This is a genomic window from Marinifilum sp. D714, assembly GCF_030851345.1.
GTDB lineage: Bacteria > Bacteroidota > Bacteroidia > Bacteroidales > Marinifilaceae > Marinifilum.
The window spans coordinates 284,073-297,703 of sequence record NZ_JALPNU010000002.1 but is presented as its reverse complement, the minus strand read 5'-3'; the positions used below and the strand labels follow the sequence as shown (position 1 = coordinate 297,703).

Below are 13,631 nucleotides of genomic sequence, written 5' to 3'. Positions count from 1 at the left end.
TTTTACGCAAGTATTACTTTCAATAGACAAAGACCTGATGAATAATTTAGACTCAAAAATAATTCGCCCAACCTTATTGTTAGATAAGCAAAAATGCATGAGCAATATTGAAGCCATGATAGCAAGGGCACAGAGAGCAAATGCACGATTGCGTCCGCACTTTAAAACGCATCAATCTGCTGAAGTGGGAAATTGGTTCAAAGAAAAAGGTATTGAAAGCATTGCCGTTTCGTCAATGGATATGGCAGCATATTTCGCTGATCATGGCTGGCAGGATATTACTGTGGCCATTCCTGTTAACGTACGTGAAATTGATTTGATTAATGATTTGGCTTCCAAAATTCAATTGAATTTGGTTGTTGAATCTAGAGAAGCAATTCTCTTTTTAGAATCGGAATTGAAACATCCTGTAGGCACTTTTATAAAGGTAGATACCGGTTATCATAGATGTGGTTTGCCTTCTGAAGCAATAGGATCATTCAGAATTCTAATTGATCTGATGAAGGATACGGAAAAATTGAACTGCAGAGGATTTCTAGCGCATTCAGGACATAATTACAATGCAAAAGATCAAAATGACATTCACAAGAACCACAGCAAAACCCTTCTGGATTTAAACGAGTTAAAGGATGTATTCCGCAAAGAAATTCCAAACATTGAAGTTTCTCTTGGCGATACTCCCGCATGCAGTATAAGCGAGGAATTCTATGGTATTGATGAGCTTCGACCAGGTAATTTTGTTTTCTATGACATCATGCAATATATACTGGGATCTTGCGACGAAAACGAAATTGCCGTAGCAATGGCTTGCCCTGTAATTGCACGTAATATCGACAGAAACGAATTGGTGATTCATGGTGGTGGTGTTCACTTCTCCAAAGAATTTATTGAGGCCGATGATGAAGGGACAAAGTTATTCGGTAGTTTGGTACGAATAACTGAGAATGGCTGGAGTGAAATTCTTGGTGGTGGATTCCTGGCAAGCATTTCGCAAGAGCATGGAATCATTCGCTGTAGCGATGATTTGTTTGATCAGTTTACAATAGGAGACCTTATTGGAATATTACCTGTGCATTCATGCATGACTGTTAATTTAATGAAAGATTATCTGACAACTGAGGGAAATTGGATTACTACCATGAATAGCAAACAGTGAACAGTTATCAATACGAAATAAACTTTTAATGATTGATTAAAATCAACCATTTCTAATTTGAGTAATATCGTAATAGATTTACCGAACATTTTTATTTCCGATTTGTTACTTGGGTAAGAGAAGTTGGACAGATATGAATTATCAAGCATATATAGAAAAATTTAGACCATCGAGAATTAAAAAAGCTATTGTCGCAGAAATTACAGCAGCCAACAATTCTAATTCAGTAATTGCTCTTTCGTTAGCGTTGGGAGCCTTTATTGCTTTTTCTCCAACCTGGGGATTTCAGACTGCATTGGCGTTATCGCTGGCTGTTTTGCTACGCCTTAACAAAGTTCTGGTTTTGGTAACGGTGAACATTAGTAGTATTCCACCAATAATTCCTTTAATTCTTATTGCTGGTTATCAGACCGGAGCTTTTGTACTCACAGGGCATTTTCAAACTGAGGTTCCAGATCTAATGAATTTAAAAACACTGGGAGAAAACTATTTGCAGTTTGCTCTTGGATCTTTAATAGTTGCCAGTATCGTGGGTAGTCTTTTTTATCTGGTGATATTTTTTCTTCTAAAGAGATTTAGATAAAGACTACTTCTGTACAAGAAATACAATAAAATCTAGATGCAAAAAAAGGACGTACAATGTACGTCCTTTCCTATATCTGATAGCATTAAATTATGCTTCAACAGCTTCTTTTACCGGAACATTCTTCAATGTTTCAATTAAGAAATCATAGAATTTAGCTACAGTATCAATCTTCACTTTCTCATCCGGAGAGTGAGGGAAACGGATAGTTGGTCCGAATGAAATCATATCCCATTTTGGATAAACAGCTCCTAACAAACCACACTCTAAACCAGCGTGAATTGCTTTAATTTCAGGAATTTTACCATACTTATCGTTGTAAACAGTTTGCATGGTTTTCAAGATAGGAGAATCCATATTTGGCTTCCACCCTGGATATTCACCTTCCAATTTCACTTTTCCACCAACCATTTCGAAAGTAGAAGCAACCATTTGAGCTAAATCTTCCTTAGCTGAATTTACCGATGAACGAATCAAAGCTTGAATTGTAATTACACCATTTTCGCTGAAAACGCGTGCAAGATTTAATGAAGTTTCAACCAATCCTGGCATATCATCACTCATGCGAATAACACCATTAGGACAAGCATAAATAGCGTTAATTAAATTCTTCTGTGATTTTTTCTTGAATACTTTCTTAGGTACATCAGTTGCTTCAGCAAAGAATGCCAAATCTGGTTCAACAGCTGATAATTCTGCTTTGTAAGTAGCTTCGAATTCAGCAATTGCAGCTAAGAAATTCTCATTATATTTTTCAGGTACAGCAACTACTGCGAAAGACTCACGTGGAATTGCGTTACGAAGAGAACCACCATCAACTGAAGCCAATTTTAGCTTAAAGTTTTTAGTAGCATATTTCATGAAGCGGAACAATAACTTGTTAGAGTTACCACGACCAAGAATAATTTCCATTCCTGAGTGACCACCTTTCAAACCTTTCATATAAAGTTTGTAAGCAACATGTCCTTTTTCCAATTTCTCTTCTTTGTACTTCATGCTAACATTTGCATCGATACCACCAGCACAACCAACGTAAAGTTCACCTTCATCTTCCGAATCCATATTTAAAAGGATATCACCATCTAAAACATCATTCTGAAGACCGAAAGCACCAGTCATGCCTGTTTCTTCGTCAGCAGTAAACAAAGCCTCAACCGGACCGTGCTCAATATCTGTAGCCTGTAGAACAGCCATTGCAGCTGCAACACCCATACCGTTATCAGCACCTAAAGTAGTACCATCAGCAGTAACCCACTCACCATCGATGATTGCAGAAATCGGATCTTTTTCAAAATCGTGAACTGTATCTGCATTTTTCTGTGGAACCATATCCAAGTGACCTTGCAATACAACACCTTGACGATCTTCGTAACCTGGAGTAGCTGGCTTCTTGATAATGATATTACCAACTGCATCCTTAATGGTTTCAAGACCTAAGTCCTGACCAAACTTCATCATAAAATCCTGAATCGCATCTTCATGTTTAGATGGACGTGGAATCTGAGTTAAAGAATAAAAATTTTCCCAGATTGCTTTAGGCTCGAGGCTTAAAATTTCTTTGCTCATTATATATTTCCTCCGTTAAATTTTGTGTTTATTATTTAAGAGCACTAAAGGTAATATTTTTTGAGAAAGGCAAAAAGACTTATTGCAAAAGTGATAAGGAATTAAGTTTTTTTAAGAATCCGACAGTGCAAGAAAATCTATTTTTTGAAGTTTGTAAGGAGCTATCATACCTGATAAAACAAAAAAGCCCCTCTCTGCAAGAAAAGGACTTTTTTATATTTTAAGCGAAGATCCGAATCAAATCAAAATCTCACTGATAACGGTAGTTTATTTCATCATCTCTTTTATCGAACCTAAATCCGGATAGAATTCTATACTATAATTCTCATTTAAAAGAACTTCTGTAGGCATTTTTGCAATTTTACCAAACTGGGCAATTGGCATGCGTTTCTTTAGTAAAACACTTTTGCCATTTGAAATGGACACATCGGCCATACCTGGTATTCTATATGCAATTTGAGTTTGTGGGTTAACTCCTGCACTTGGCAATATTGCCAACTGGTTGGTAACATTTAAATTTTTAAAATCCACTCGAATTGGGCGACCGCCTAAATCGTTTACTCCAACAGGTCCCATTTGTGGTGACATACGGAAAATAACGCCACCTTTTTCTCCTTGCTTTGGTGCATATGAAAACTGATAAACTTTCTGAATGCTTACCTTTTTACCAACAAACATCGAGATGTAATCTTCTTCCAATTTTGCCAATTCTTTTACCAACACTTCATAAGCTTTTCCATCAGGAGGCAAAACTTCAAAATTTGCTGTTAAAATCTTAAATCTTCTTTTTCTTAATTTGAATATTTGATGAGCAGCTTCTTCTGCCTTTTCCTCCAACGACTTACTTAGAGCTTGCTTTTCCAATACTGGCACTTTAATAAATGCTGTATCAGTTTCAACAACTTGGTATGTAGTATCTTCTCTATACTTAACGATCGGGTCAATCGAGAATTTTCCGTACTCCATCTTTACTTCATCAGAAGTAAGAGAAATAATCTCTTTTTCTACATTTTCAAAGGAAGAATTCTTCACGTTAAATCCACGAATCAAACCTTCAGGAGTTAAAGAAATTAAACTTGGTTCATAATCAACCGAAGTAGTTATTTTATAGTACTGATCAGGATCAACCTCTCCTACTCCATTTAACTCTATCGATTTCAATTTCCACTCTACACCATCATTGGTTACAACATCAGAAATACCAAGGTATTTTTTTGCATAGTCGGCAAAAGGTCCTTTTTTCATGATCGTTTTTTCAGCCACCACATCAACTTTTAATACTGTTTGTGGTAAAGCATAAATAACCGTGTTTGGAGTTTCAAGAGTTCTGCGCTTTTGTGCGTTTACATTTCCAATTGTTCCACCAACAATCAAAATTGCTACTAGTAATTTAAAAATGTTTCTGTTCATTTTATTTTATCGTTTTAAGTAGAAATGTATTATGATACACCTCTACAATTCCCTATTTTTTCAATCTTAACCATGCCTTTGGCAAAAAATCAATAATATCACTAGCTGTTAAAGCTTCATATCCTAGCTTCTCTGCTGCCAAATCGCCTGCCAAACCATGAAGATATACTCCAATAATTGTCGCCACTTTCGAAGAATATCCTTGCGAAAGCAAAGATAATATTATTCCTGTAAGCACATCTCCACTTCCTGCAGTTGCCATACCAGGATTTCCTGTTGGATTGAAATAAACACTTCCTTCAGGGCAAGCAATTGCTGTATAAGCTCCTTTTAATACAAGAGTTACACCATGCTCCCTTGCAAACTCACGTTGCATGTTATTACGTGTAAAACTATCTTCTGATTCTCCAACCAATCGCTCAAATTCCTTTGGATGTGGCGTAAACACAGTGCCCATTGGCAACTCTTTCTTCAACTCAGGATGCTCTCCTAAAATATTAATGGCATCAGCATCAATCACCATAGGTGTTTTTATTTCTTTCAATAAATTGATCATGCCGCAATAAGAATTTTGCTTTTTATCGATACCTGGACCTATTGCTACCGCTTTAAATTGACTTAAATCCGGAAATTCCGTAAAAATGATATCCGAACGATCAATACTCACCATTGCCTCAGGAACCGCAGTCTGCATAATTTCATAGCCTAACCTTGGTATGTGCGAAGTTAGTAAACCAATCCCAGAGCGCAAGCAAGCGCGAGAGGCCAAAATCGCCGCTCCCATTTTCCCATAGCTGCCACTAATTAATAAACCATGCCCGTATGTGCCTTTGTGATCAAACTTTTTTCGAGGCATTAATAGGGATTTTACAAACTCCCGATTCAACATTTTATAAGGAGTTTGCTCTTGCTTAATAATTTCAGGATGTAAGCCAATAGGTAAAACTTCCCACTCTCCTACATATTCTGCATTTTCCGGAAACAAAAAAGCCAATTTTGGAAATTGAAAACTTAAAGTCAAATCGGCCTTTACAATTCCTTTATAATTGTTCTTTGAATTGTCTTCCCCCATTAATCCCGAAGGAATGTCAACAGCCATAACACTCGCCTCACTTGCATTAATTGCTTTTATCACCTCAAAAACCAAACCTTCAATGGGTCTTGAAAGTCCTGAACCAAAAATTGCATCAATCACAATATCATCCGGAAAAAGCCAAGGCATTGCATCAATCGAAGTTAATTCATAAATATCAACGCTTTTAATCAATTTCAAGCGCTGCAGATTTACCTCCGCATCTTTCGAAAGCTGATTTGAGATTTTGATGATAAAAACCTCAACAGCATAGTTCTTCTCAGCTAACATTCTGGCTACAGCCAAACCATCGCCTCCATTATTTCCCGGTCCTACAAAAACTTTACAATTCCTGGGAGCAGGGAATCTCTTCATAATTTTCTTAAATAATTTACTCGAAGCTCTCTCCATTAAATCTAAAGATTCAATTGGTTCATTTTCGATGGTATAAGAATCAATCTCTGCAATCTTAGAGGCGGGAAATATTTTCATGGTTCTATCAGTTTCTATTTAGACGTAAATTTGTAATTGATATTGTATGCGAACTCTCTTATTAGGATTGCTTTTTAATAACATGTTACCAACAAGTATCACATATCTAAAAACACTCGCAAAAGTGCCAAACACACAGCAAAATGGGCTTTCCTATCAAAGATACTAAACTTTTGAAATTCGCCACTTCTTACGAAAACGATTTAAATTCGATCGAAACGCTTACAAATCATTATGGACTTCTGATTTTTTCTATATATTTGTCACTTTCATAACTGAAACGAAACTATTATAAATTAAAACTAACATTTATGTTTAAAGGACATCCTAAAGGACTAATTCCGGCGTCATTGGCTAACATGGGCGAACGCTTCGGTTTTTACACCATGATGGCTATTCTTGTACTTTTCTTACAAGCAAAATTTGGTTTGAATGGTACAAGTGCTGGCTATATTTATTCGGGCTTTTATTTTTCAATTTATATCCTTGCTTTAGCAGGTGGTATTATTGCCGATAAATTAAGAAACTATAAAGGAACTATTTTAACTGGTCTAATCCTTATGGGAGGAGGTTATTTAATTCTAGCTATTCCTACTCCAACTCCTGTTTCGAGTGTGCCAGTTTATTTGACAATTTCAATTGTAGGTTTATTTATTATTGCCTTTGGTAATGGTTTATTTAAAGGTAACCTACAGGCATTAGTTGGTCAAATGTATGATAATCCTCAGTACAGGGAAAAACGTGATTCTGGTTTCTCTCTTTTCTATATGTTTATCAACGTTGGTGGTATTTTTGCTCCTCTTGTAGCTCCTGGTATCAGAAAATGGTGGCTTGAAAAGCATGGATTCTTTTATGATGCTACTCTTCCTGAGCAGTGTCATACTTACCTGGCTGGTACAATGACTAACGAGAACATTGCTAAATTCCAATCAAGTGCTGAAGCTGCTTCAACAAGTGGAACTATTGAAAATCTTCAAGCATTTTCAAATAGTTATTTGAATGTATTTAACGAAGGTTTCCATTACGCATTTGGTATTGCAATTGTAGCAATGTTGATTTCTACAGCTATTTTTATTGCTAGAAAGAAAACGTTCCCAAATCCTGCTGGTAGCAAAGAAGATGTTAAAGAAAATGGAAAAGCAGAAGCTCCTGTTATTGACATGGATCCTAAGGAAATCAAGCAACGTATTTACGCTTTATTAGCTGTATTTGCTGTGGTTATCTTCTTCTGGTTCTCATTCCACCAAAATGGATTAACACTTACAATGTTTGGTAAAGATTATACTAGATTGAGTTTGTTCGGATGGGATTTCGCTGTTGAGATCTTCCAATCTGCTAACCCATTCTTCGTAGTATTCTTAACTCCAATTGTTGTTGCAATTTTTGGATGGTTAAATGCTCGTGGTAAAGAACCTTCTACTCCAAAGAAGATTGCGATTGGTATGTTTATCGCAGCTCTTGGTTTTGTTGTAATGACATTAGGATCTTTCGGTTTACCATTGTTTAATGAAATCTCTTCTTCATTAGGTGGTACTCCACTAGCTGAAGCTGACAAAGTAGGTCCAATGATGCTTATCCTTACTTATTTTATCTTAACGGTAGCTGAGTTATTCATTAGCCCAATGGGTATTTCATTTGTATCTAAAGTTGCTCCTCCTCACCTGCAAGGTATTATGCAAGGTGGTTGGTTAGGTGCTACTGCTTTTGGTAACGGATTGTTATTTATTGGTGCAATTTTATATGAACACATTCCAATCTGGATGACATGGGCAGTGTTTGTAACCGCATGTGTAATCTCTATGTTCACGATTATCTTCATGCTTAAGTGGCTAGAAAGAGTTGCTAAGTAAGCAGATCCAAAATATATTATAAAATGAACCACCTCAGAAAATTCTGAGGTGGTTTTTTGTGAAAATGAATAATTTAGAACTAGTGTGTCAAATAACAGAACACACTCTTCTTTTATTAATTTGAAAGAAAATGAATTGACTAATGAACTTGCTCTCTCGATGATACACCTAATCCATATCCAAAAGAGTACCAACCAAAACCATCCATATCCTCTGAAGACACCTCTGTATCTCTTGTTCCAGCTCTAAAACCTCTCATCATTTTATTATACCACGCTTCACCACCTGAAACTAATGATAATTCATTCTGTTCTAATTCTTCAACACCAATTTTTTCAAAATTCATAATATTAAATTTTAACAATTAAAAATTTAAAGCAACTAAGGTTGCTTCATTAATATCTCTCATATTTAAAATCGGCCGAATTTTAAATCCAGTATAAAGTTATGCGTGAGCAGTCCAATAAACTTGGACTCTTGAATATTTTTTTGAAAAAAATTAAAAGTTCTTATTTAAATCATCATATCAATAAAATCAAACAGATTTCTTAAATGCTATTTCAGACCTAAAGGTATTTTATATTATATTTGTTTTATCTAAAACTAATCTAAATAATACTTCTAGATGTTCGACAAACTAAAAAAACGCTGGGAAATCAATTCAAACCTACAACTGGTTATCATTCTAATTGTATTCTCGATTACAGGTAGTTTATCTGTAATGATTCGTAACCCAATATTTGAATACTTCTCAATAGATGCTGACACAAATATTTTACTAAGAATTCTTCTTAGCATTCTTATCATCACACCAACTTACCAGGTTCTACTTTTGATTGTGGGAACGCTATTCGGACAATTCCGTTTCTTTTGGAATTTTGAAAAGAGAATGTTGAGTCGGTTTCAAAGGAAAAGCAACAAGGCTGCAACAAAATCATACTAAACAAACAGAATACAATATGCAGAAAGAATATATAGCCGAAGAATTTAAAAAGCTACAAAATAAAATTACCAAAGTATTGGAAAATTGCGATGGTGGTGCTCAATTTCATGAAGACATTTGGAAACGTGAAGCTGGTGGAGGTGGAAGAAGCCGTGTAATTAAAAATGGAAATATCATAGAGAAAGGTGGGGTTCAGTTTTCTGCTGTTCATGGAGAGTTACCTGAGAAAATAAAGAACAAATTAAAGCTTGAGGCTGATGATTTTTTTGCGACAGGTGTTTCCTTAATCATGCATCCCGAAAACCCTCATGTGCCCATTATACATATGAATGTTCGCTATTTTGAGCTAAGTGATGGCAGCTATTGGTTTGGAGGAGGAATCGATCTCACTCCAATTTATGTAGATAAAAATCAGGCAAAAGAATTTCATTTGAAATTGAAGGAAGTTTGCGACAAACACAATCCTGAGTTTTACAACAAATTTAAACCTTGGGCCGATGAATATTTCTATTTGCCTTTCAGAAATGAAACACGTGGTGTTGGAGGCATTTTCTTCGATCATCTGAACGATTCCTCGGGAATGACAAAAGAACAGCTGTTTGCTTTTGTTCTGGATGTAGGTGAACTTTTCGCTCCTACCTATTGCGAAATCATGCGAAGCAATGCATCTAAATTGTACAGCGAGCAGGAAAAAGACTGGCAATTGCATCGTCGTGGAAGATATGTTGAGTTCAACCTGGTATTGGATAAGGGAACAAAATTTGGATTGGATACCAATGGCAGAACCGAATCAATTTTGGTCAGTATGCCGCCAGAAGTAAAATGGACCTATCAATACGAAGTGAAAGAAGGATCGAAAGAGGCACAAACCTTACAGCTTTTAAAAAAAGATATTAATTGGCTTGAACCATTAACTTTTTAAATTGTTATACAATTGTTGAAATAAAATATTAATTTCAGAAGGGAAATGTAAAATGCATTTCCTTTTTTAATTGTTGTTACTAACGCACTATGTCAAAGAAAACTACTGTCCTGCTTCTAAACTTGGGAACTCCAAAAAGTCCAAATGTATCTGATGTTCGTACCTACTTATTCGAATTTTTGAACGACAGAAGGGTAATTGATATCCCTTGGTTGCTTCGAAAAATATTGGTAAACCTGATTATTGTACCGTTCAGAGCCAAAGGATCATCGAAAATATACAAGCAATTGTGGACCAAAGATGGTTCTCCATTGATGATTTATGGTGAAAAAGTAAAAGACCTGCTTCAGCAAGAACTTGATGAGAATTTTAAGGTGGAATTGGCCATGAGGTATCAGGAACCTTCTATGAAGAAAGTTTTAGAGAAGATTAGATTGGATATGCCCGACAAATTGATCATTCTCCCTATGTATCCACAATATGCCTCCTCAACTACAGGCTCTACTTTCGAAAAGGCGATGGAGATTATCAGAAGCTGGGAGGTAATACCCGAAATAAAATTGGTGAATCAGTTTTTCGATCATGAAGGATATCTAAATACAATAGTAGATAACGCAAATAAACATGATTTAAACGATTTTGATCACTTTATTTTCTCCTATCATGGCTTGCCTTTGCGACAAGTAAACAAGGTACATCCACAAAAGAATTGTAAGAATTGTGATTGCGACAAACAATTCCGACCAGATACTGATTACTTTTGCTATCGTGCTACTTGCTACGAAACCAGTAAACTGCTGGCTGAAAAATTAAATATCCCTAAAGAGAAATATACGGTTGCCTTTCAGTCGAGATTGGACAAAAACTGGCTGGAACCTTTTTCGGATAAGGTGGTAATTGAACAAGCCCAGAAAGGCTCTAAAAAACTAATGGTATTTAGTCCTGCATTTGTAGCAGATTGCCTTGAAACAACAGTGGAAATTGGCATAGAATACCGCGAACTATTTGAAGAAAATGGTGGTAAAGAACTGGTATTGGTAGAGAGCTTAAATGATCATCCAAAATGGATTGCTACTCTGAAGGATTTAGTCATTAATTAATCCACAGCCACTCAAGCAACTTGAGTAGACTGCTCAAGCAATTGGGGAAGCACTACTCAAACATCTTGAGTATATTGCTCAAGTAAACTGTAAACTACTGCTCAAACAACTTGGGTAGTAGCGCTCAAACAGTTTGAGTAAAAAAGTTCACTTACTCTTCGTTTACTACTATGAATTAAATCGTTTATCTGATTTAATGCCCCTATTCTCTTCTTTCCATTTTTCGTCTAACCAACCGGATATAGCATCGGGACGATTATCAAACTTCGAAAAGAAAGGTTTGATATCCAACAAAGGAGTTCCATCCAAGATATCGAGATCCTCAACATGTAGAATGTTTCCTTCTATGGAATGAAGCTTAACGGTTGACATTCCTATAGCATTGGGCCTTCGGGGTGCTCTGGTTGCAAACAAGCCATGAGTTTTATCATCCATAAAGGGCATTACATCTAAATCAAAACCTTCCGATTTATGCAGATGATAGATCAGAATCACATGAGAAAAAGACTCCAAATCCCTTAATCCATCGCGCAATTCAGGGTTTAACTCCACTCTTGCTTTTACACCTCTTGCACTTAGAGGCTGAATGGGCATATTTTCTCGCGTTTTGTGAGGTGTATGAATAAGTCCGATTGATTGAAAGATTATTTCGTTCATGTATTTCCTTTTTTGTGATCAGATAAATGTAACAATTCTTTATTTATATCCTCACTCTTGGACTGTGCGACTGTTTGACTGTTCCGGACTTTCATTTAAATAAAAGAGGTTGAAACGAAAATCGAATCAACCTCTTTAATGCGCCAAGAACTCAATGATAGAGTATTTTCCAATTTAAATTGGATTGTTGTTTTAAGAAACAAAGTTCAACCAAAAATTGGTTTCACTTCTAATAATTAAGCTTCAACAAACTTCTGAGGCTTAATCATTCTTTCCGGAGAAAGAATTTCGTCTAGCTTCTCCTTAGTCAATAATCCTTCTTCAAGAATTAAATCGTAAACACTTCTGTTTTCTGCCAATGCTCTTTTAGCAATTCGCGAAGAAGCTTCATATCCTAATGTTGGATTAACAGCAGTTACAATACCAATACTGTTTAGAACCATTTCTTTACAGTGCTCAACATTTGCTGTAATTCCTTCAATACATCTTTCTTTTAATGTTGCCATTCCATTCTCCAACATTTCCATTGATTCAAAAATAGCACGAACCAAAACTGGTTCCATTACATTCAATTCCAACTGACCTGCTTCAGCAGCAAATGTTACAGTTAAATCGTTACCAATTACTTTGTATGCAACTTGGTTTACAACCTCTGGAATTACTGGGTTTACCTTACCTGGCATAATAGAAGATCCTGGTTGCATTTTTGGCAAGTTGATTTCGTTCAATCCACAACGAGGCCCTGAAGATAACAATCTTAAGTCGTTACAGATTTTAGAAAGCTTAACAGCCAAACGCTTCACTGCTGATGAGTACATTACATACGAACCAGTATCAGGAGTAGCTTCGATTAAGTTACCAGCCAATACAATTGGAAGTTTTGTAATTTCGTTAAGGTGTGCAACACATTTTTCTGAGTAACCAGGCTCTGAGTTAATTCCTGTACCAATAGCAGTTGCTCCCATATTTACCTCAAGGAACAGTTTTGCATTTTGGTTCAACCTTTCAATTTCCTCTTCAAGGTTTACAGCCCAAGCTTCAAATTCTTGTCCCAATGTCATAGGCACAGCATCTTGCAGCTGAGTTCTACCCATTTTTAATACATCCTTGAACTCTTCCCCTTTAGCTCTAAATGCAGTAATCAATGATTTTAAGCCTGCCACCAAATTCTCATTCATATACATTAATGCAATTTTTATTGCAGTTGGATATGCATCATTTGTTGACTGAGATAAGTTAATGTGGTTGTTTGGATGACAGTGTTCGTATTCACCTTTTTGATATCCAAGAATTTCCAATGCTCTGTTGGCAATCACCTCGTTGGCATTCATATTGGTAGATGTTCCAGCACCTCCCTGAATCATATCAACAGGAAAATGATCATGGTGTTTTCCATCAATAAGCTCTTCACAAGCCTTGGTGATCGCTTCAGTTACATCGTCAGTTAGTAGGTTAAGATCGTTGTTCGCTTTAGCTGCTGCCCATTTTACCATTGCCAAACCTTTAATAAAGTTTGGATATGCACTTAATTTAACACCGCAAATGTCAAAATTTTCAACTGCTCTTAAAGTTTGAATGCCATAATATGCATCAGCTGGCACCTCTTTGTAGCCAATTAAGTCGTGTTCAGTTCTTGTTTTCATGGTGTGATTATACGTTTAAACCAATAAATCTGACTTCATATAGATCCCCTCATCTTAAAAGTCAAAACTTATTCAAGTCTGTTTTTTGTTGTTTGTTTATGCTGACAAATGTAGTAGAGAAAAGAAATTTCACCACGAAAAACACAAAAAATCAAATCATCAATTCACAAACCCACTTTTAAATTGATTTACTGATTATTACATCGTATTAATTTTACAGTAACAAAGAGCTTAGCG

Annotated in this window: 12 protein-coding genes; 6 read left to right on the top strand and 6 right to left on the bottom strand. The window is 36.0% G+C overall.

Features of this window, described 5'->3' with window-relative positions:
- Positions 1-37 precede the first annotated feature (37 nt).
- Entirely contained in the window at positions 38-1,156 is a 1,119-nt protein-coding gene (locus tag M0051_RS03115; protein WP_306740075.1) for an alanine racemase, read from the top strand.
- A 133-nt stretch (positions 1,157-1,289) separates the two neighbouring features.
- Positions 1,290-1,739: a DUF2062 domain-containing protein gene (locus M0051_RS03110; RefSeq protein WP_306740074.1), complete on the top strand. Its 450-nt coding sequence runs from the start codon at positions 1,290-1,292 to the stop codon at positions 1,737-1,739.
- Positions 1,740-1,829: 90 nt separating this feature from the next.
- Here M0051_RS03110 and M0051_RS03105 read toward each other — a convergent pair whose 3' ends face one another.
- The 3 genes from M0051_RS03105 to M0051_RS03095 all read right to left on the bottom strand — a co-directional run bounded on the left by M0051_RS03105 (position 1,830) and on the right by M0051_RS03095 (position 6,279).
- Positions 1,830-3,305, bottom strand: coding sequence for an aminoacyl-histidine dipeptidase (locus tag M0051_RS03105; protein WP_306740073.1), 1,476 nt, complete (start codon positions 3,303-3,305; stop codon positions 1,830-1,832).
- A 267-nt stretch (positions 3,306-3,572) separates the two neighbouring features.
- Positions 3,573-4,715: a DUF4831 family protein gene (locus M0051_RS03100; RefSeq protein ID WP_306740072.1), complete on the bottom strand. Its 1,143-nt coding sequence runs from the start codon at positions 4,713-4,715 to the stop codon at positions 3,573-3,575.
- A 52-nt stretch (positions 4,716-4,767) separates the two neighbouring features.
- Entirely contained in the window at positions 4,768-6,279 is a 1,512-nt protein-coding gene (locus tag M0051_RS03095; protein ID WP_306740071.1) for an NAD(P)H-hydrate dehydratase, read from the bottom strand.
- Positions 6,280-6,590: 311 nt separating this feature from the next.
- Between M0051_RS03095 and M0051_RS03090 the strand changes: the two genes are divergently transcribed.
- Positions 6,591-8,129 (top strand): peptide MFS transporter, encoded by a 1,539-nt coding sequence (locus tag M0051_RS03090; protein WP_306740070.1) that lies wholly within the window; start codon positions 6,591-6,593, stop codon positions 8,127-8,129.
- 139 nt (positions 8,130-8,268) lie between these two features.
- Here the strand turns inward: M0051_RS03090 and M0051_RS03085 are convergent, their stop codons facing one another.
- Positions 8,269-8,475: a hypothetical protein gene (locus tag M0051_RS03085; RefSeq protein ID WP_306740069.1), complete on the bottom strand. Its 207-nt coding sequence runs from the start codon at positions 8,473-8,475 to the stop codon at positions 8,269-8,271.
- A 279-nt stretch (positions 8,476-8,754) separates the two neighbouring features.
- Between M0051_RS03085 and M0051_RS03080 the strand changes: the two genes are divergently transcribed.
- The 3 genes from M0051_RS03080 to hemH all read left to right on the top strand — a co-directional run bounded on the left by M0051_RS03080 (position 8,755) and on the right by hemH (position 11,094).
- Entirely contained in the window at positions 8,755-9,072 is a 318-nt protein-coding gene (locus M0051_RS03080) for a DUF6787 family protein (protein WP_306740068.1), read from the top strand.
- 16 nt (positions 9,073-9,088) lie between these two features.
- Complete coding sequence (gene hemF, locus M0051_RS03075) at positions 9,089-9,994, top strand: oxygen-dependent coproporphyrinogen oxidase (protein WP_306740067.1); 906 nt, start codon at positions 9,089-9,091, stop codon at positions 9,992-9,994.
- 89 nt (positions 9,995-10,083) lie between these two features.
- Positions 10,084-11,094: a ferrochelatase gene (gene hemH / locus M0051_RS03070; RefSeq protein WP_306740066.1), complete on the top strand. Its 1,011-nt coding sequence runs from the start codon at positions 10,084-10,086 to the stop codon at positions 11,092-11,094.
- Between the two features lie 168 nt (positions 11,095-11,262).
- Here the strand turns inward: hemH and tsaA are convergent, their stop codons facing one another.
- The gene (tsaA, locus tag M0051_RS03065; RefSeq protein ID WP_306740064.1) at positions 11,263-11,751 is read right to left on the bottom strand and encodes a tRNA (N6-threonylcarbamoyladenosine(37)-N6)-methyltransferase TrmO; all 489 of its coding nucleotides are present in this window, start codon (positions 11,749-11,751) and stop codon (positions 11,263-11,265) included.
- A 236-nt stretch (positions 11,752-11,987) separates the two neighbouring features.
- Entirely contained in the window at positions 11,988-13,394 is a 1,407-nt protein-coding gene (gene aspA / locus M0051_RS03060) for an aspartate ammonia-lyase (RefSeq protein ID WP_306740063.1), read from the bottom strand.
- Positions 13,395-13,631: the final 237 nt, after the last annotated feature.

What these genes read in the sequence shown, in the direction of transcription:
- M0051_RS03100 (WP_306740072.1), bottom strand. Translation starts at nt 4,715, where the DNA reads ATGAACAGAAACATTTTTAAATTACTAGTAGCAATTTTGATTGTTGGT.
- tsaA (WP_306740064.1), bottom strand. Translation starts at nt 11,751, where the DNA reads ATGAACGAAATAATCTTTCAATCAATCGGACTTATTCATACACCTCAC.
- M0051_RS03080 (WP_306740068.1), top strand. Translation starts at nt 8,755, where the DNA reads ATGTTCGACAAACTAAAAAAACGCTGGGAAATCAATTCAAACCTACAA.
- hemF (WP_306740067.1), top strand. Translation starts at nt 9,089, where the DNA reads ATGCAGAAAGAATATATAGCCGAAGAATTTAAAAAGCTACAAAATAAA.
- M0051_RS03090 (WP_306740070.1), top strand. Translation starts at nt 6,591, where the DNA reads ATGTTTAAAGGACATCCTAAAGGACTAATTCCGGCGTCATTGGCTAAC.
- M0051_RS03115 (WP_306740075.1), top strand. Translation starts at nt 38, where the DNA reads ATGAATAATTTAGACTCAAAAATAATTCGCCCAACCTTATTGTTAGAT.
- M0051_RS03095 (WP_306740071.1), bottom strand. Translation starts at nt 6,279, where the DNA reads ATGAAAATATTTCCCGCCTCTAAGATTGCAGAGATTGATTCTTATACC.
- hemH (WP_306740066.1), top strand. Translation starts at nt 10,084, where the DNA reads ATGTCAAAGAAAACTACTGTCCTGCTTCTAAACTTGGGAACTCCAAAA.
- M0051_RS03085 (WP_306740069.1), bottom strand. Translation starts at nt 8,475, where the DNA reads ATGAATTTTGAAAAAATTGGTGTTGAAGAATTAGAACAGAATGAATTA.
- aspA (WP_306740063.1), bottom strand. Translation starts at nt 13,394, where the DNA reads ATGAAAACAAGAACTGAACACGACTTAATTGGCTACAAAGAGGTGCCA.
- M0051_RS03105 (WP_306740073.1), bottom strand. Translation starts at nt 3,305, where the DNA reads ATGAGCAAAGAAATTTTAAGCCTCGAGCCTAAAGCAATCTGGGAAAAT.
- M0051_RS03110 (WP_306740074.1), top strand. Translation starts at nt 1,290, where the DNA reads ATGAATTATCAAGCATATATAGAAAAATTTAGACCATCGAGAATTAAA.